The sequence below is a fragment of the Haloimpatiens lingqiaonensis genome (assembly GCF_901447495.1).
Taxonomy (GTDB): Bacteria; Bacillota; Clostridia; order Clostridiales; family Clostridiaceae; genus Haloimpatiens; species Haloimpatiens lingqiaonensis.
In genome coordinates this window covers 1-19620 of sequence record NZ_CABDWS010000040.1, presented here as the reverse complement: position 1 = coordinate 19620, position 19620 = coordinate 1, and the positions used below count along the sequence as shown (strand labels likewise).

Genomic DNA, 19620 nt, shown 5'->3' with positions numbered 1-19620 from the left:
GTGAATATGGAAAACACTGATTTAGTTCAAATAAAAAATTTAAAAACGTATTTTATGACAGAAGATGGAATTGTAAAGGCAGTAGATGATGTGAGCTTTAAAATAAAAAAAGGTGAGACATTAGGATTAGTTGGTGAATCGGGATGTGGAAAAAGTGTTGCAGCCATGTCTATTATGAGACTTATACCTAATCCACCAGGAAAAATTATGGGTGGAGAAATATATTTTGAAGATAAAAATATTTTAGAGTTAAAGGATGAAGAGATGAGAAATATAAGGGGCAATGATATAGCTGTAATTTTTCAAGAGCCTATGACATCTTTAAATCCTGTACTTACCATAGGATATCAAATAAATGAAACCATAATACTTCACCAAAAATTAGATAAAGAAGGGGCAAAAGAAAGAGCTATTGAAATGCTAAAATTAGTAGGAATACCTAGGGCAGAGGAGGTATTTAATTGCTATCCTCATGAATTAAGTGGTGGAATGAGGCAAAGAGCTATGATAGCTATGGCGCTTTCCTGTAACCCTAAACTTTTAATTGCAGATGAACCAACCACTGCATTAGATGTTACTATTCAAGCTCAAATTTTACAATTGATGAGGAATTTAAAAAATAAGATAGGGGCATCTATAATGCTTATAACCCATGACCTGGGAGTTATTGCAGAAATGGCAGATTATGTTGTAGTTATGTATGCCGGAAAAGTAGTAGAAAAGGCACCAGTGGTGGAGTTATTTAAAAATCCTAAACATCCTTATACTATAGGACTTTTAAATTCAAAACCTACATTAAATAAAGAGCAGGATAAATTATATTCTATTCCAGGTCAAGTGCCTAATCCTATAGGTATGCCAGAGTATTGTTATTTTTATGAAAGATGTAATAGAGCCTGTGAGGAATGTAAAAAAGGAATACCACCCCTAATAGATAAGGGCAATAGACATGAAGTAGCTTGTTGGCTTTATGATAAGGAGGTGGAATAGATGGAAAAAAGCAATGATACGTTAATAAGGGTTGATAATTTGAAAAAATATTTTCCTATAAGTGGAGGGTTTTTTCAAAAAACCGTAGGATATGTAAAAGCTGTAGATAATGTTAGTTTTAATATAAATAAAGGAGAAACCTTAGGTTTAGTAGGAGAATCAGGATGTGGTAAATCTACTATAGGCAGAACTATATTGAGACTATGGAATAAAACAGAGGGTGATGTATATTTTAAGGATGTAGATGTATATAAATGTAATAAATATCAATTGAGAAAGTTAAGGCTTAAGATGCAGCTTATATTTCAAGATCCATATAGTTCGTTGAATCCTAGATTAACCGTTGGGGAAATAGTTGGGGAAGCCTTAAGAGATCATGGTATATGTTCTAAGGAAGAAATTAGCCATAAAGTTAGTGAAACTTTAAAAATTTGCGGACTTGCTTCGTATCATATAAAAAGATATCCACATGAATTTTCTGGAGGACAAAGACAGAGGATTGGTATAGCTAGAGCATTGATTTTAAATCCAGATTTTATAGTAGCAGATGAACCGGTATCAGCACTAGATGTATCAATACAAGCTCAAATCATAAATTTAATGGAAGAACTTCAAGAGACTATGGGATTTTCATATCTATTTATTTCTCATGATTTAAGTGTGGTGAAGCATATATCTCATAGAGTTGGAGTTATGTATTTAGGCACTTTAGTAGAAATGGCCAAAAAAGACGAGTTATATAAGAATCCATTGCATCCATATACTAAAGCTTTATTGTCAGCCGTTCCAATACCAGATCCTACTTTAAAAAGAGACAGAATAATTTTAAAGGGGGATATACCAAGTCCGGCTAATCCACCTACAGGTTGCAAATTTCATACTAGATGTCCATATGCCATTAAAAAGTGTTCTGAAGAAGTTCCTGAATATAGAGAAGTGGATAAAGAACATTTTGTGGCTTGTCATTTAGTATAAATTTATTGGGATAAAAGGAGAAAATAAATGAAAGATATAAAAGATGAATTGCTTAAGGAAGAATGCAAATATGAAAAATTTACTTTTAAAGATTTGCTAGCACTTACAATTGCAGGTATACAGGTGGTTTTGCCTTTTGTACTTATACTAGTAGCTTGCTTAACACTAGTGCTAATAATAATGACTAAGTTTTGGATAAAATAGTTATTAAAAGTTTTTTATTTCAATAAAAATAAAGCCATGAATAATAGTTAATTTATATAATTGTTATTTATGGCTTTATTTTACTTTGAAATGGAAGTAATTTTGAATAATACTAAGAATAAAAGAGAAAAGCTAACATATACACATATATATTGGATAAAATATTTAAAAGGTGTATTGCATAAAATATGTAAAAATAATATGATAAAATTAAAGTCAAAGAAAGATAAAGTCAGGAGAGATAAAAATGGCAAGATTATCCGACATTATAGAAGAATTCATAAAAGAGATGATGAAAGAGAATGAAGAAGATGAATTAGAGATAGTGAGAAATGAATTGGCTAATTATTTTAGTTGTGCACCTTCTCAAATAAACTATGTTTTAACTACTAGGTTTACCACGGACAAGGGGTATTATATAGAAAGTAAACGGGGAGGTGGAGGTTGTATTAGAATTAGAAGAATACAAGTGGAGAATTACAAGCCTCTTTTAAAGATTATAAATAAAAAAATTGGAAATAATGTTACCTATGATACTGGAGTTAAAATAATCCAGGGTTTATATGAAGCTGGGTATATAGATGAAAAAGAAAGCAATATAATGAAGGCGGCTATAAACGAAAGGGCTTTATCGAATAATACCGATGATAGAAATGTTCTTAGGGCAGATATATTAAAATCTATGATTACAGTAATATTATTGTAGTTTGAAAATAAAGTTTTATGTTTAGAAGAGTATTGAATTATAAGAATACCATTGTAGCTTGGAGGGATGAAAATTGATATGTAGTGTATGTAATAAGAAAGAAGCCACAGTGCATATTACAAGAATAATAAATGGACATAAGGAAGAACTATATTTATGTGAAGATTGTGCTAGAAATAAGGAAGGGTTAAATGTAAATTTAGAATTGGAGCCGGAATTTAATTTATCCTCGCCTTTCACTTTTCAAAGTATACTCAGCGGAATAATGGACTATATGAATAAAAATGGAAACAGTGGTTTGGAACAGCCTAAGGAAGCTATATGTAAACATTGCGGTACAACTTATAGTGAATTTAAAGAAAAAGGATTACTTGGGTGTAGCTATTGTTATAGAAGCTTTGGTAATACATTAAATTCTGTAATAAGAAGAGTACAAGGAAATGTGGAGCACATAGGTAAAATTCCCAAAACAGCAGGTAGAGACATATTAAAAAGGAAGACTATATTGGAATTAAGGGAAAAGCTACAAAGGGCCATAGCGGAAGAAGAATATGAAAAAGCTGCTGAATTGAGAGATAAAATAAGAGAAATAGATAAAGAGATTTAGGGAGTGGTTATATGGAAAACTGGGTTAAAGCTAAGAATGAAATGGAAGATATTGTTCTTAGTAGTAGAATAAGATTAGCTAGAAATTTACAGGGAATCCCATTTCCGGATAAGTTAGATATACCAAATGGAAAAGATTTGGTGAATAAAATAGAGGAAAATTTTTATAGCGTATATAGTCAGGAAGATTATAAAACGATTTATTTATGGAGTAATGATAGAGTAAGTAATAGTGTATATTTAGAAAAGCATTTAATAAGTCCAAAACTTTTGAATAATACACATAAGGGAGCTTTTATATGTGATAAGGAACAAACAGTAAGTATTATGATGAATGAAGAGGATCATTTAAGGATACAATGTATCACTGCAGGATTAAATCTTAAAGAGGCCTATGAAACTGCTAACATATTAGATAATAAATTAGAGGAAAATATGCAATTTGCTTTTGATGAAAAGTTAGGATATTTGACAGCTTGCCCTACAAATCTAGGAACGGGTTTAAGAGCTTCAGTAATGCTGCATTTGCCAGCGTTAGTCATGGAAAAGGAAATTGAACAAGTATTTACAGCTATATCGCATTTAGGCATGACTATAAGAGGACTATATGGAGAGGGATCTAGATCAGAGGGAAACTTATTTCAAGTATCTAATCAGGTTACATTAGGGGTGAGTGAGCAGGAGATAATTACTAATTTAATTGCAGTGGTGAAGCAGATAATAAATCAAGAAAATATAGCGAGAGAAAGAATACTAAAAAAATATAATTATGAAATTCAGGACAAAATATATAGAGCCTTGGGAATATTACGTTCTGCAATACTTTTAGAGAATAGCGAATGTTTGAAACTTTTATCTTATGTAAGAATGGGAGTGGAAACGGGCATAATAAAGGATATAGAAAAAAATACTCTTAATGAGTTATTAATATATTCACAACCGGCTAGTTTACAAAAAAACTCAAAAGAAACACTATCTAAAAAACAGAGAGATATGCAGAGAGCTATTTTAATAAAATCTAAATTATAGTTTTAAGGAGGAAGAAAATGATCTTTGGAAGATTTTCAGACCGTTCTCAAAAGGTTTTTATGTATTCACAAGAGGAAGCAAAAAGTTTTAGACATGGATATGTAGGAACGGAACATATACTTTTAGGAATATTAAGAGAAGAAGGCATAGCTAGAAGATGTCTAAATGAACAAGGTGTTACAGTGGAAAATGTAAGAACATTGGTTAATAGATATGAGGGACAGGGAGATATGGATTTTGTACAAAATGAAATTTCATTAACTCCAAGGACAAAGAGACTTTTAGAGATAAGTTTAATGGAAGCTAGAAACTTAAATCATAACTATATAAGTCCAGAACATATGCTTATAGCGTTAATAAAGGAAGGAGAGGGGGTTGCTTTTACAATTCTTGCGAACTTAAATGTGGACTTTAATAAACTTATAAGAGAGGTAATACAAAACTTATCTGGAGAACAAGCTTCTACAAATAACACCACTCCACAAAGTGAAGGGCAAAACACACCTACTTTGGATCAGTATGGGCGTGATTTAACCAACATGGCTAAACAGGGAGAATTAGACCCTGTAATAGGAAGAGATAAAGAGACTGAAAGAGTTTTAGAAATATTATGTAGAAGAACTAAGAATAATCCATGTTTAATTGGAGATCCTGGTGTTGGTAAGACAGCTATAGCAGAAGGGTTAGCTCAAAGGATAGTTCAAGGCAATATACCGGAAATTTTAAAGGATAAAAGGGTTGTTACTTTAGACATGTCCTCTCTTATAGCTGGTTCTAAGTATAGAGGTGAGTTTGAGGAAAGATTAAAAAATGTGATGGTTGAAATAAACAATTGCAAAAATGTAATTTTATTTATAGATGAAATCCACACAATAATAGGAGCTGGAGGAGCTGAGGGAGCAATAGATGCATCTAATATATTAAAACCTGCTCTTGCAAGAGGTGAAATTCAATGCATAGGAGCTACTACTATAGATGAGTATAGAAAATATATAGAAAAGGATGCAGCACTTGAAAGAAGATTTCAACCAGTAATGGTAGGAGAGCCTACTAAGGAAGAAACAGTATTAATACTAAGAGGGTTAAGAGATAAGTACGAAGCTCATCATAGAGTTAAGATAACAGATGATGCTATAGAAACAGCAGTAAAATTATCAGATAGGTATATAACAGATAGATACTTACCAGATAAAGCTATAGATTTGATTGATGAGGCAGGAGCAAAAGTTAGGATACAAAACTTAACGGCCCCACCAGATTTAAAGACTATGGAGGAAAAGCTTGAAAAAATATGTAAGGAAAAATCTGATGCTATAAATGTTCAAAATTTTGAAAAGGCTGCTAGCTTAAGAGATGAGGAAAAAAATTTAAGAGATCAGCTTGAAAATCTTACAAGGAATTGGAAGACAAAGAGTGAAGTAGGGGAAGGTATAGTTTCCTCAAAGCAAATTGCAGCAGTAGTAGGTAAATGGACCAATATACCTGTAGAAAAGCTTACAGAAACGGAATCAGAAAGATTGCTAAAATTAGAGGATATTCTTCATAAGAGAGTTATTGGTCAAGAAGAAGCAGTAAAATCTGTAGCCAGAGCTGTAAGAAGAGCAAGGGTTGGACTAAAAGATCCTAAGAGACCCATAGGTTCATTTATATTTTTAGGGCCAACTGGTGTTGGTAAAACAGAGCTTTCAAAAGCCTTAGCAGAGGCTATGTTTGGTGATGAAAAAAATATTATAAGGATAGACATGTCTGAGTATATGGAGAAGCATGCAGTATCTAGACTTATTGGTTCTCCTCCAGGATATGTAGGATATGAGGAAGGGGGACAATTAACAGATAAGGTTAGAAGGCATCCATACTCCGTTGTATTATTTGATGAAATAGAAAAAGCACATCCAGATGTATTTAATATAATGCTTCAAATATTAGAAGATGGAAGACTTACAGATGGCAAAGGTAAAACTGTAGACTTTAGAAATACTATAATCATAATGACATCTAATGCAGGAGCAGCCACCATAAAAAAACAGAGAGCTTTGGGATTTAGTGTTTTAGAAGATGAAAGAGAAACAGAATATGAAAAAATGAAGGAAAATATTATGCAGGAGTTAAAAAGAACCTTTAGGCCTGAGTTCTTAAATAGAATAGATGATATAATTGTATTCCATCAATTAGAGCAAATACATTTAACAAAAATAGTTGGGCTAATGCTTAATGAAGTTGCAAGAAGGCTCAAGGAACAAGACATAGAAATAGGATTTGATGAAGCGGCAGAAGAATTTCTTGCTAAAAGTGGGTTTGATTCTACTTATGGAGCAAGACCTTTAAGGAGAGAGATAACTAAGGTGGTAGAAGATAAATTATCAGAAGAAATGCTTAAGGGAAATATTTTAAAGGGAGATAGAGTAAAAGTTACTGAAGAGAACGGAAGTTTAATATTTTCAAAAGAATAAATTATTTTAAAGGATTGGAAATAACCAATCCTTTTTCAAATAAAAATTGTTAATTAATAATGAATAAATACAGATTTTTATATATTTTTAACAAAATAATGATAAAATTAAAAATGAATAAATTAAAATATTGTGGATTATAACAAAATGTATGAAAATAATGCTAGTATAGGAACAAAATATAGAAAAATATGTTTAATATATTAAAAATATGAGAATAATAATAATAAATATAGTTTATATTAAATTAATAATAAAATTGTAGAAAATGTAAAGCATTAGGTATATAATATATATTTAGATAGTTATGTAGCCACGTTTTTTAATGTGGTTTTTTTATTATAATAGGTAAGAATATAGTCATATAAGGTAATCAACGTAAAGCTAGGGGGTGTATAAGTTGGCAAAGTTAAAAAACTATTTCCAGTGCGAAAAATGTGGATATGAAAGTGCAAAATGGTTGGGACGTTGTCCAGATTGTGGGGCGTGGAACAGTTTCGTAGAGGAAGTTAAAGATGTATCAAGAGCCTCTAACATAAGCACTAAAGCTAATGCAAGTACACCAAAGAGCATAACTAGCATAAAATCCAGTGAGTATGAAAGATATGATACAGGAATAAGAGAACTGAACAGGGTATTAGGAGGAGGTCTGGTTAAAGGATCTTTAGTGCTTATTTCTGGAGATCCAGGTATAGGAAAATCAACTTTATTACTTCAAACAGCTAGTAATATTGGTGAAAAGTACGGAAAGGTACTGTATGTATCTGGTGAAGAATCTGAGGAACAAATAAAAATGAGAGGAGATAGGTTAGAAACCACTTCTCCTAACTTATATGTGGTATCGGAAACTGATATAGACTTGATAAAAGAGCACATAGATAATATAGGGCCCTCATTTGTTATAATAGATTCTATTCAAACACTCTATAATACTGAAATTGGTTCTGCACCAGGAAGTGTATCACAGGTCAGAGCATGTTCTAATGAGCTTATGCGAACTGCTAAAGGCAAAAATATACCATTTTTTATAGTTGCTCATGTAACCAAACAGGGGGAACTAGCAGGGCCAAGGGTATTAGAGCATATGGTAGATACAGTCTTGTATTTTGAAGGGGAGAGAACGCAGGAATTTAGAATACTACGTACCATGAAGAATCGTTTTGGAACTACTAGTGAAATAGGAGTTTTTGAAATGAGAGATGTGGGACTAAAGGAAATATATAATCCGTCCGAAGTATTTCTTGAAGAAACAAATTTTAATCAAGAAGGTTCTGCAGTTATAGGTATAATGGAAGGTACTAGACCCCTTTTGGTAGAAATTCAAGCCTTAGTTAGTGAAACTAAGGCAGCTATGCCAAGAAGAACTGCTGTAGGAATTGAAAATTCAAGATTAAGCTTAATTCTTGCAGTATTAGAAAAAAAATTAAGAATACCTTTTTACAAATACGACGTATATGTAAATGTAGTAGGTGGATTAAACATAGATGGAACTTTTGGAGATTTAGGATTAGCTTTAGCTTTGGTGTCTAGTGCCACAGGAAGAGCTTTTAAACTAGATAGAATGATATTAGTTGGAGAGGTAGGACTTACATCAGAGGTTAGACCCATTGCTCATTGTGAAAAGTTAGTAAATGAAGGCCAAAAGATGGGATTTAAAAATATTGTTATACCTTATAGAAATTTGGAAAAAATAAAAAGTGAAGAAATAAAAACCATAGGAGTATCTTCTCTAAAGGAAGCTATAACTAAAGTTTTTTAGATAAGGGTGAGCGAAGTGAGATTTAAAAAAGATAAAGAGTTAATGGAAATTTTAAAAATAATGGCTCCGGGAACACAACTTAGAGAAGGATTGGAAAACATATTAAGAGCGAAAACTGGAGGCCTTGTAGTATTAAGTGATAAGGAAGATGTATTACAACTTGTGGATGGCGGATTTAATATTAATTCAGAGTATAGCCCTTCATACATATATGAACTTGCGAAAATGGATGGAGCAATAATAGTTACTAGTGATCTGAAGAAAATATTAGTAGCAAATGCTCAACTTATACCGGAATCCTCTATACCTACGTTTGAAACAGGAACAAGACACAGAACAGCACATAGAATAGCCAGACAAACAGGAGCTATAGTAGTGGCTATTTCTCAAAGAAGAAATGTAATAACTATATATAAAGATACTATAAAGTATGTTCTTAGAGATAGTAGTGCTATACTTGCTAGAGCTAATCAAGCACTTCAGACCTTAGAAAAGTATGTATCTGTTTTGGATAGAGTAGTAAGCAATTTAAATTTGCTAGAATTTCAAGATTTAGCCACTTTGTTTGATGTTATAACTGCTATTCAAAGAACTGAAATGGTAATGAGAATAGTAAGTGAAATAGAAATGTATATATGTGAATTAGGAAATGAAGGAAGGCTTATATCTATGCAGCTTAGTGAACTCATAAAAAATGTAGAGGAAGATGGAATACTTCTTATAAGAGATTATTGTGAAAGTGACATGGATTATAATGAAATATATAAGCAAATTCAAAATATGTCTTCTGAAGAACTGATAGATTTGGATGCTATTTCAAAATTACTAGGGTATACTGGTGTACCTTTAGTAGATACACTTATATCACCTAGAGGATATAGAATGCTGAATAAGATTCCAAGACTGCCTGTAAATGTAATAGAAAACCTAGTTAGCAATTTTAAAGAGTTAAAGTCTGTTGTAGAGGCAAGTTATGAGCAGTTGGATAATGTAGAAGGAATAGGTGAAGCAAGGGCTAAAGCTATAAAAAATGGACTTAGGAGATTAAGAGAACAATTTATGCTTGATAAGCAGTTATAGCACAAAACTAATTGTGCTATAACATGAATAACTTATTTAAGGGAGTATTTCCCTAGGGTGTTTATTCGATCGTATTCTTTTAATAATATATCATAGAGGTTTAAATCTAGCACGTTGCAAAGGGATGCAAGATAAAATAAGTTATTTCCAATTTCTTTTTCTAGAACATCTCTGCAATTGTCGCACAGGTTCCCTTTTAAGTGGGTTTCTATGAGAGATTGTAAATCACTAATACTTTCATAAGAGTTAGGAACTTTTTGCTTTTCCACATTTATTTTTATACAACCACAGTTGGTTGCGGATTTAGCAATAGCTCTGTTTATTCTAGATTGTGATTCTTGAAGTTTAGTAATTATATCTAAAATACTTTTATGCCTTAAAAGGGATTCGGATACAGAATTTTGGAAATCATCGAATATAACGTCTTTCATAAAACTCAGCTCCTTACAAAAAATTCAAAATCCATTGTTAATGTAATTATAGTTTTTTTTATATGATTTTGTCAACAATACTATAGAAGGATTTTGTATATTTATAAATTGTTTTAAGATTAAGTATACCTATATGATAAAATAAAAGAACAATAAAATATAGGGGGACTTAAAAAAAAGAAAATTTTGAAACAAACATTGCAATAAAAATTTAATTAATATATATTAGTTATATAAAAATACAAAAAATGCAAAAGGTGTTTATTTTTTATATATTAGGAGGTGAAAAGGTGTTAAAAAAGATTTTAAGAATTTTATTTACAATCATCGGGCTTGTATTAGGATTTATTATAGGAAATGCTTTGCTTAAGACAGATTATATAGGTAAAGTAGAATATTTTAGGACTAGTGCAGTGCTATCTATAGTATTTATTGTTTTTTGTGTTTTATTATTTGGATTTATTATGTTTTTAATTTCTCCTATAATTAATGCTTGTATTATGAAGATCATGGACTATGTGGAAAATAATTTCCAGAGAGTGCCTGCTAATGACATTTTATTTGGAACTGTAGGAGCTATTATTGGACTTATAATAGCAGTACTTATAACTTCAACTTTTTCTAATTTTGGAGCATTAGGAACTATATTAAGTATCCTTATAGCTGTTATAATGGCAGCTTTGGGAGTTAATATTTCTATAAGAAAAAAGGAGGAAATAACTAATTTCTTTTCTAATTTCAAAAAAACAAATACAGGTAAGGATAAAAAAGCTAAGAATACACATAAGGGAAGTCCTAAAGTACTGGATACATCGGTTATAATAGATGGACGTATATTAGATATATGTCAAACTGGATTTGTAGAAGGAACATTAGTTATACCTAATTTTGTTTTGGAAGAATTAAGACATATAGCAGATTCCTCAGATTCTTTAAAAAGAAATAGGGGAAGAAGAGGATTAGACATACTAAATAAGATACAAAAGGAATTAAAAATTGATGTTCAAATATATGAAAAAGATTTTCCTGATATAGCAGAGGTAGATAGTAAGTTATTGAAATTGGCTCAAGTATTAGAGGGCAAGGTAATAACTAATGATTATAATCTGAATAAAGTAGCTCAATTTCAGGGTGTAGATGTATTAAATATAAATGAGCTAGCTAATGCCGTTAAACCAATGGTGCTTCCAGGGGAAGAAATGATTATACCAATAGTTAAAGATGGAAAAGAATCAGGACAGGGTATTGGTTATTTAGATGATGGTACTATGATAGTAGTAGAAGGCGGAAGAAAGTATATGGGTGAAACTAAATACGTAATAGTTACATCTGTATTACAAACAGCTGCTGGAAGAATGATATTTGCTAAGCCTAAAGAGTAATAGTTTAATTGCGAGAAGGGAATTTGATATGAGTAAAAACTGTGCAATTATTTTAGCTGCTGGTAAGGGAGCTAGAATGAAGGCTGGTATTAATAAGCAATATATAGAAATAGGAAATAAACCAGTGCTTTATTATACATTAAAAGCTTTTGCTGATAGTGAACTTATTCAAGAGATAATTATTGTTGCAGCTAGGAGCGAAATAGAGTACTGTAGAAAAGAAGTAGTAGAGAAATACCAAATAGATAAGGTTTCTAAAATAGTAGAAGGGGGCAGAGAAAGGCAAGATTCAGTAGCAAATGGATTAGAAGCATTAAATGAATGTGATATAGTACTTATACATGATGGAGCAAGACCATTTGTAAATGAGCGTATTATAGAGGAAGGCATAAAGTATGCTGATAAATATGGAGCATCAGCTTGTGGAGTGAAACCTAAAGATACTATAAAGATAAAGGGCAAAGAGGGATTTTCTAAGGAAACCTTAAAAAGGGATGAATTGTTTTGTGTTCAAACTCCTCAAATTTTTCAATATGAGTTAATATTAAATTGCCATAAAAAATTGAAAAAAGAGAATATAAGTGTTACTGATGATACCATGGTAGCGGAGAGATATGGTTATAAAGTATATCTTTATGAAGGAGGTTATAATAATATAAAGATAACTACCCCAGAGGATTTAGTAATATGTAGAGGATTATTGGATAAACTATTGACATAAATTAAAACTATAAGTATATTGTTAATTAAAATAAAATATTAAGCTATGATGAAGACTAGTAGAAACGCAATACAGAGAGAGAATCCTAGGCTGAAAGATTTTCAAATGTTTTGAACCTACTTCGGAGCTGTAGGTAAAAACTACCGGTGTAAGCCGTTATTTAATTGAGTACAAATTTAGGTGGTACCGCGAAAAAACTCGCCCTAATACAGGGTGAGTTTTTATTTTTGCATAAAATTATAATTTTAAATAGTACTATGGAGAAGAAAGATAGGGAGGAAAAACTATGAAGATGTCAAATATGCTAATAAATACTTTAAGGGAAGTGCCAAAGGAAGCAGAACTTCCAAGTCATCAGTTAATGTTAAGGGCAGGAATGATGAAGAAAATGGCATCAGGTATATACAACTTTATGCCTTTAGGACTTAGAGTATTAAAGAAAATAGAAAATATAGTTAGAGAAGAAATGGATAATGCAGGAGCACAAGAATTTTTAGCATCAGCAGTTATCCCAGCAGAACTTTGGAAAGAATCAGGAAGATGGGATGTATTTGGTCCAGAAATGTTTAAACTTAAAGACAGAAATGAAAGAGAGTTTTGTCTAGGACCTACTCATGAAGAAGTTTTTACAGATATAGCTAGAAATGAAATAAATACATATAAGCAGCTTCCATTAAATTTATATCAAATTCAAACTAAATATAGAGATGAGAGAAGACCAAGATTTGGAGTTATGCGTTCAAGAGAATTTATAATGAAGGATGCTTATAGCTTTGATAAAGATAATGAAGGATTAGATGTGGCATATAATAAAATGCATGAGGCTTATGAGAATATATTTGACAGATGTGGACTTGAATACAGTTGTGTAGAAGCAGATTCAGGAGCCATGGGTGGAGCAGGTTCAGCTGAATTCATGGTTAAATCAGAGTTTGGGGAAGATGAAATAGTATTTTGTTCTTCTTGTGAGTACGCAGCTAACATGGAAAAAGCACCTTCTACAGCAGAAATAAGTGAAAAAGAAGATATGAAGGAGTTAAATAAAATAGCTACACCTGATGTTAGAACTATTGATGATTTAGTTAGCTTTTTTAAAACTACTTCTAAAAAGTTTGCTAAAACTATAATATATGAAGCTGATGAAAAAGTAGTGGCAGTTATGGTGAGAGGCGATAGAGAAGTAAACGAGGTTAAGGTTAAAAATGCAATCGGTGGAGCAGTAGACTTTGAGATGGCTAGTGAGGCAATAGTGAGAAAAGCTACAAATGCTGAAATTGGATTTGCAGGACCTATAGATTTAAAAGCTGATGTGCTTTTAGTGGATGAAGAAGTTAAGAATATGTATAACTTTATAGTTGGTGGCAATGATACAGGATATCACTACGAAAATGTAAACTATGGAAGAGATTTCGAAGGAAAAGTTGGAGACTTTAGAAATGTTATAGAAGGAGATAAATGTCCAAAATGTGGGGCGCCACTTATTATAGCAAGAGGTATAGAAGTTGGACATATATTTAAATTAGGAACAAAATACTCAGAATCTATGGGAGCTAAATTTATTGATGAAGACGGAGAAGCTAAACCATTGGTTATGGGATGCTATGGTATAGGAATAAATAGAACCATGGCAGCTATAATTGAACAAAATTATGATGAAAATGGTATAATGTGGCCTTTAAGTGTAGCACCATACAGTGTAGTTGTTATACCTGCTGTGCACAAAGATGAAGAACAAATGAGAATTGCAGAAGACATATATAATAAATTAAGAGCAGAGGGTATAGAAGTTGTATTAGACGATAGGAAAGAAAGAGCTGGAGTTAAATTTAAGGATGCAGATTTAATAGGAATTCCAGTTAGAATAACAGTAGGTAAGAAAATAAAGGATGGAGAAGTAGAATTTAAGTTGAGAAATAATGAAGATTTAGAAGTTATAAAAATTGAAGAGGTTATATGTAAAGTAAAAGAAGTATTAAAAAAATAGTTTTAATGGAAAAGCTCCTCTTTCATGTAAGCAAATGAGAGGGAGTTTGAATAAATATCTTTTAGTACAATTATGTATTAGGAAAACAGACGTATATACTATATAATTAAGTTATATGGTATATACGTATTTGCTAAAAGGAGGGAATAAATATGAAAATTTTTAATTCTATGACTAGAAAAAAAGAAGAATTTATACCGGTAAAACCAGGAGAGGTAAGGATGTATGTTTGTGGTCCTACGGTATATGATTTTTTCCATATAGGAAATGCAAGAACTTTTGTTATTTTTGATACTATAAGAAGGTATTTGGAATATAGAGGATATGAAGTTAAATTTGTACAAAACTTTACTGATATAGATGATAAAATGATAAGAAGAGCTAATGAAGAAGATATAACAGTTAAACAATTAGGGGATAAATTTATTGGAGAATATTATAAAGATGCAGACGGATTAAATATAGAAAGAGCTACTGTAAATCCTAGAGCTACTGAATATATGGGGCAAATAGTAGAATTTGTTCAAGAATTAATAGATAAAGGATATGCTTATGAAGTGGATGGAGATGTTTATTTCCATACTAAAAAGTTTGAGGAATATGGAAAGCTTTCAGGACAAAATTTAGATGATTTACAAGCTGGAGCAAGGATAAACGTGGATGAGAGAAAAAAGGATCCTATGGATTTTGCCATATGGAAAAGCAAAAAACCTGGAGAACCTGGGTGGGAAAGTCCTTGGGGTATGGGAAGACCCGGTTGGCATATAGAATGTTCTTGTATGGCCTACGATTTATTAGGTGAGACTATTGACATACATGGCGGCGGTATGGATTTAGTATTTCCACATCATGAAAATGAAATAGCTCAAAGTGAAGCAAGAACAGGTAAAAAATTCGTTAAATATTGGATGCATGCAGCTTATTTAAATATAGACAATAAAAAAATGTCTAAGTCTCTAAAAAACTTTTTTACCACTAGAGATATATTAAAAGAATATGATGTTGATGTAATAAGATTTTTTATGTTATCAGCTCACTATAGGAATCAGCTTAATTTTAGCAGGGAGCTATTAGATTCAGCAAAATCATCTGTTGAAAGAATATACAATACCATAGGAAACTTGGAAAGTTTATTAGAAGAAGTTAAAACTCAAAATATTTTGCCTGAGGAAAAGGATTTTGAAGATATATTAAAAGAGATTAAAAATAAGTATATTGAAAAGATGGATGATGATTTTAATACAGCAGATGGAATAACTGCAATATTTGATTTGGTTAAAGAGATTAATTTAAAGGTTAATGTGAATTCTTCAAAAGAATTAGTGGAAAAATCCTTGAATTTAATAAGAGAATTAGGGGCTCCTTTAGGAATACTTCAAAAAAGTAGAAAATCTAAATTAGAGGATGAAATAGAAAAACTTATAGAAGAAAGGCAAAAGGCTAGAAAAGAAAAAAACTGGGCTTTAGCAGATAAAATAAGAGATGATTTAAGTGAAAGAGGAATAATACTCGAAGATACTCCGCAGGGAGTAAGATGGCATTTAAAATAAACTACTTAACATAGATTATACGGAATCTATGGGCAATAAGTACATTTTAGGAGTATAAAATGGAGATTGATATATTAAATAAAAAATTAAGTGAAGTAGATATAAGGGGATTAAATCCCTTGGTTTTAGCTTTTATAGGGGACGCAGTATATGAGGTTTTCGTTAGGACTAATTTAGTGGAAAATAATAAAGATATGTCCGCTCATAAATTGCATGTAAAAGCTGTTTCATTTGTAAAAGCTAAGGCTCAAAGTGAGATAATTAAGGGTATAATGGACAGTCTTACAGATGAGGAAATAGTTATTTTTAAAAGAGGAAGAAATTCTAAATCGGGCACGGTACCTAAAAATGCAGATGTACAAGATTATAGAATGGCTACAGGATTTGAAGCATTGATAGGTTATCTTTATCTTATGGAAAGAAAAGATAGATTGAATGAAATAATGAATTTTATATTTAAACATTCAAACTAATTTGGTAAAATTAATTATTAAATATGAGTAAAGGAGAATTTTATATGAGTCTAAAGGTTAAATTAATAGAGTATACACCTAATCCTGAAAGAGTAATAGCTTCTGCGGCAAAACTTTGCTATAGCCAGGTTGGTATAGATGAAATACAAGAGAACTTAACAGAGGATAATACAGAGAAGTTTTTAAATATGTTGGTTTCTTATGGACATTATTCGCCTATAGAACATGTTTCTTTTACTTTTGCAGCTGAAGGGGTTTCTAGAAGTTTAACTCATCAATTGGTTAGACATAGAATCGCATCCTTTTCTCAACAAAGTCAAAGATATGTTAGATTAGAGCAGTTTGAATATATTATTCCCGAAGCAATAGAAAATGATAAGGAAGCAAAAAAAATCTTTATAGAAACTATGGAGCAGTGTCAAAAGTCTTATGATAGTATTGCAAATAAATTGAAGGAAAAATATATAAGTGAAGGAATGAAATCTTTAGATGCAGAGAAGAAGGCTATAGAGGATGCTAGATATGTATTCCCTAATGCTTGTGAAACTAAAATAGTATTTACTATGAATGCTAGAAGTCTTATGAATTTCTTTAACCACAGATGCTGCAATAGGGCACAATGGGAAATAAGAGCTCTAGCCAAGGAAATGCTAAAGCAGGTAAAGGTGGTTGCACCAACATTATTTAAATATGCAGGTCCAAGTTGTCTTAAGAGTTCTTGTCCAGAAGGAAAAATGACCTGTGGTAAAATTGAACAGGTAAGAAATGAATACTTACAAGAGAAAAAATAAAGTTTATGAAAGTGAGATTGTAAATAAAAGAGTAAAATATGAAATTTTGCAAAATAGAAAGGAAGGAGATTGCTACAATTTAATTTGAAGTAGCAGTGAATATATGGATAATAGAAACAATATGCCTGTAAGAGAGGATTTGATTGAGGGAAGAAATCCTGTAATGGAAGCTATAAAAGGCGGAAGAACCATAGAATATATAATGGTTTCAAAGGGAGAGAAAACAGGAAGTATAAAAGAACTTATTAGAATTGCAAGGGATAAAAAAATAGTAATAAAAGAAGTAGATAAGAAGAAATTAGATAACATGTGTCAAACTGGAGCACATCAAGGTGTTATTGCTGTGGTTACCCCTTATGAATATTGCGAATTAGAGGATATATTAGATTACGCTAAGGAAAAAGGTGAAAAGCCTTTTATAGTAATTTTAGATGAAATAGAAGATCCGCATAATTTTGGCTCTATAATAAGAACAGCAGAAGTTTGTGGAGTGCATGGTATAATAATACCTAAAAGAAGAAATGTAGGGGTAACTCCTACGGTTTACAAGTCTTCAGCAGGTGCCATCGGTCATGTTAAAATTGCCAAAGTAACTAATATAAATAGCGCCATTGATGAACTTAAAACACATGGTGTTTGGGTTTATGGAGCTGATATGACAGGAGAAGATTATTGCTTTAATGTAAATTTCTCTGGAGCAGTAGCTTTAGTTATTGGAAGTGAAGGACATGGAGTTTCAAAACTTACCAAAGAAAAATGCGATGTATTGGTAAAAATACCTATGACAGGACAAATAAATTCATTGAATGCATCAGTAGCTGGTGGAATAATAATGTATGAGATATTAAAACAAAGGATAAAATGAGGTACGTTTATATAGATGGCTATAATGTAATAAATAGCTGGCCGGAGCTTAGAAAAACTAAAGATCATAGCCTGGAAGGGGCAAGAAACCAATTAATAGATACGGTACAAGAATATGCTGTTTATACGGGCTATAAGGTTTTTATAGTTTTCGACGCTCATATGGTAGTGGGCAGTATTGAAAAAAAAGAAAAAATAGGTAATGTCATAGTTGTTTTTACTAAGGATGGGGAAACAGCAGATAGTTTTATTGAAAAAAGTGTAAACAATATAGGGAGAAAAAAAGACGTTTTGGTGGTTACCTCTGATTCGTTAGAACAGCAACTAGCATTTCAGCGAGGTGCTACTAGAATGTCATCTATAGAGTTTAGATTTGAGATAAATAATTTAAAAAATAAAATAGTATTAAAAACCCGAAAGGAATACTCAACAAATAGAACATGGTTAGAAGATGTAGTGGACAAGGAAACATTGGAAAAGCTTGAAAAAATCCGCAGAAATAATTGAATTTACTTGACTATAGAAAAAGCATTAATGTATAATGGTGAGTGTGGTGTATATTTGGCTTGGAGGGGATTTTGTTGAGTAAAATACCAGATGCTATAGAAGCTAATTCTTCATTTGAAAATAAATTGGATGAAGAAGTTGTCATGGAAGCAAAACAGGGGAATAATGTGGCACAGGAATATTTAATAAATAAATATAAGAATTTTGTTAAAGCTAAATCTAAATCATATTTTTTGATTGGTGCAGATAAAGAAGATATTTATCAAGAAGGAATGATAGGACTTTACAAAGCCATTAGAGATTTTAAACCGGATAAGCTTTCTTCTTTTAAGGCTTTTGCGGAATTATGTGTTACAAGGCAAATAATAACGGCTATCAAAACCGCCACAAGGCAAAAACATATACCCTTGAATACATATATATCTTTAAATAAGCCAATATATGATGAAGAATCTGATAGAACACTTTTAGATATATTATCTGGAATAAAAGTTACAGATCCTGAGGAGTTGGTTATAAGCAAGGAAGAGGTTAGTCACATTGAAACTGAAATAGGTCAAATACTTTCGGATTTGGAAATGGAAGTTTTAATGTCCTATTTAGACGGAAAATCCTATCAAGAAATAGCCTGTGATTTAGATAGGCATGCTAAGTCTATAGATAATGCCCTTCAAAGGGTTAAGAGAAAATTAGAAAAATGTCTTAGCAAAAGATAAATTAAATATTGACAAAGAAAATTTCCAATAGTAAAATTAATAATTGGTATAAATAATATTTTGAAAATTGGCGGGAGTAGCTCAGTTGGTAGAGCACTAGCTTCCCAAGCTAGTGGTCGCGGGTTCGAGCCCCGTTTCCCGCTCTTAATATAATTGCCCATATAGCTCAGTAGGTAGAGTGCTACCTTGGTAAGGTAGAGGTCACCGGTTCAATCCCGGTTATGGGCTCCAGGTTACAAAACTATACAACACACCAGGGCAAGTTTATTTATAAGGTAAGGAGGAAGAACAATGGCAAAATCAAAATTTGAAAGAAGTAAACCACACGTAAATATAGGAACAATAGGTCACGTAGACCACGGTAAGACAACATTAACAGCAGCAATCACAACAGTATTATCA

At 31.6% G+C, this 19620-nt stretch carries 20 protein-coding genes and 2 tRNA genes; 21 read left to right on the top strand and 1 reads right to left on the bottom strand.

The annotated features are described in order from the left end of the window. Positions 1-6 precede the first annotated feature (6 nt). The 9 genes from FGK85_RS09220 (at position 7) to disA (ending at position 9799) form a co-directional block, all read left to right on the top strand. Positions 7-990 carry an ABC transporter ATP-binding protein gene (locus tag FGK85_RS09220; protein ID WP_138205886.1) on the top strand — a complete coding sequence of 328 codons (984 nt, stop codon included), beginning with the start codon at positions 7-9 and terminating at the stop codon, positions 988-990. Then, the gene (locus tag FGK85_RS09215) at positions 991-1965 is read left to right on the top strand and encodes an ABC transporter ATP-binding protein (protein ID WP_138205884.1); all 975 of its coding nucleotides are present in this window, start codon (positions 991-993) and stop codon (positions 1963-1965) included. A gap of 27 nt (positions 1966-1992) precedes the next feature. After that, entirely contained in the window at positions 1993-2169 is a 177-nt protein-coding gene (locus tag FGK85_RS15340) for a hypothetical protein (protein ID WP_171011380.1), read from the top strand. 247 nt (positions 2170-2416) lie between these two features. Then, positions 2417-2875 carry a CtsR family transcriptional regulator gene (locus FGK85_RS09210; protein ID WP_138205882.1) on the top strand — a complete coding sequence of 153 codons (459 nt, stop codon included), beginning with the start codon at positions 2417-2419 and terminating at the stop codon, positions 2873-2875. Positions 2876-2948: 73 nt separating this feature from the next. Then, positions 2949-3482 carry a UvrB/UvrC motif-containing protein gene (locus tag FGK85_RS09205; protein WP_138205880.1) on the top strand — a complete coding sequence of 178 codons (534 nt, stop codon included), beginning with the start codon at positions 2949-2951 and terminating at the stop codon, positions 3480-3482. A gap of 11 nt (positions 3483-3493) precedes the next feature. Next, a complete protein-coding gene (locus tag FGK85_RS09200; RefSeq protein ID WP_138205878.1) occupies positions 3494-4510 on the top strand; it encodes a protein arginine kinase in 1017 nt (338 codons plus the stop codon). Positions 4511-4527: 17 nt separating this feature from the next. After that, positions 4528-6960 carry an ATP-dependent Clp protease ATP-binding subunit gene (locus tag FGK85_RS09195; RefSeq protein WP_138205876.1) on the top strand — a complete coding sequence of 811 codons (2433 nt, stop codon included), beginning with the start codon at positions 4528-4530 and terminating at the stop codon, positions 6958-6960. Positions 6961-7360: 400 nt separating this feature from the next. Then, complete coding sequence (gene radA / locus FGK85_RS09190; RefSeq protein ID WP_138205874.1) at positions 7361-8719, top strand: DNA repair protein RadA; 1359 nt, start codon at positions 7361-7363, stop codon at positions 8717-8719. A gap of 15 nt (positions 8720-8734) precedes the next feature. Next, positions 8735-9799, top strand: a complete 1065-nt coding sequence (disA, locus tag FGK85_RS09185) for a DNA integrity scanning diadenylate cyclase DisA (RefSeq protein WP_138205872.1) — start codon at positions 8735-8737, stop codon at positions 9797-9799. Positions 9800-9831: 32 nt separating this feature from the next. On the opposite strand, the gene FGK85_RS09180 is transcribed toward disA, so the two are convergent. Beyond that, positions 9832-10230, bottom strand: a complete 399-nt coding sequence (locus tag FGK85_RS09180) for a nucleoside triphosphate pyrophosphohydrolase family protein (protein WP_138205870.1) — start codon at positions 10228-10230, stop codon at positions 9832-9834. Positions 10231-10520: 290 nt separating this feature from the next. Here FGK85_RS09180 and FGK85_RS09175 point away from each other — a divergent pair, with 290 nt between their 5' ends. The 12 genes from FGK85_RS09175 to FGK85_RS09120 form a co-directional block, all read left to right on the top strand. Further along, complete coding sequence (locus FGK85_RS09175) at positions 10521-11612, top strand: PIN/TRAM domain-containing protein (RefSeq protein ID WP_138205868.1); 1092 nt, start codon at positions 10521-10523, stop codon at positions 11610-11612. Between the two features lie 28 nt (positions 11613-11640). Further along, positions 11641-12333, top strand: a complete 693-nt coding sequence (ispD, locus tag FGK85_RS09170; RefSeq protein ID WP_138205866.1) for a 2-C-methyl-D-erythritol 4-phosphate cytidylyltransferase — start codon at positions 11641-11643, stop codon at positions 12331-12333. Between the two features lie 286 nt (positions 12334-12619). Next, complete coding sequence (locus tag FGK85_RS09165; RefSeq protein WP_138205864.1) at positions 12620-14317, top strand: proline--tRNA ligase; 1698 nt, start codon at positions 12620-12622, stop codon at positions 14315-14317. Between the two features lie 152 nt (positions 14318-14469). Then, complete coding sequence (gene cysS, locus FGK85_RS09160; protein ID WP_138205862.1) at positions 14470-15867, top strand: cysteine--tRNA ligase; 1398 nt, start codon at positions 14470-14472, stop codon at positions 15865-15867. 59 nt (positions 15868-15926) lie between these two features. Next, on the top strand, positions 15927-16340 hold the full coding sequence (locus FGK85_RS09155; protein WP_138205860.1) for a Mini-ribonuclease 3: 414 nt from the start codon (positions 15927-15929) through the stop codon (positions 16338-16340). Between the two features lie 44 nt (positions 16341-16384). Further along, on the top strand, positions 16385-17131 hold the full coding sequence (gene thyX, locus FGK85_RS09150; RefSeq protein WP_138205858.1) for an FAD-dependent thymidylate synthase: 747 nt from the start codon (positions 16385-16387) through the stop codon (positions 17129-17131). Positions 17132-17234: 103 nt separating this feature from the next. Further along, on the top strand, positions 17235-17996 hold the full coding sequence (gene rlmB / locus FGK85_RS09145) for a 23S rRNA (guanosine(2251)-2'-O)-methyltransferase RlmB (protein ID WP_138205856.1): 762 nt from the start codon (positions 17235-17237) through the stop codon (positions 17994-17996). Then, entirely contained in the window at positions 17993-18502 is a 510-nt protein-coding gene (locus FGK85_RS09140) for an NYN domain-containing protein (protein WP_138205854.1), read from the top strand. The genes rlmB and FGK85_RS09140 overlap by 4 nt, the downstream gene beginning before the upstream one ends. 95 nt (positions 18503-18597) lie before the next feature. Then, positions 18598-19218, top strand: a complete 621-nt coding sequence (sigH, locus tag FGK85_RS09135; protein WP_396276663.1) for an RNA polymerase sporulation sigma factor SigH — start codon at positions 18598-18600, stop codon at positions 19216-19218. A gap of 70 nt (positions 19219-19288) precedes the next feature. Then, positions 19289-19361, top strand: a tRNA-Gly gene (locus tag FGK85_RS09130). Positions 19362-19373: 12 nt separating this feature from the next. Then, a tRNA-Thr gene (locus FGK85_RS09125) sits at positions 19374-19449 on the top strand. Positions 19450-19509: 60 nt separating this feature from the next. Next, the coding region (locus FGK85_RS09120; protein WP_138205852.1) for a GTP-binding protein at positions 19510-19620 on the top strand (111 nt) is incomplete at its 3' end.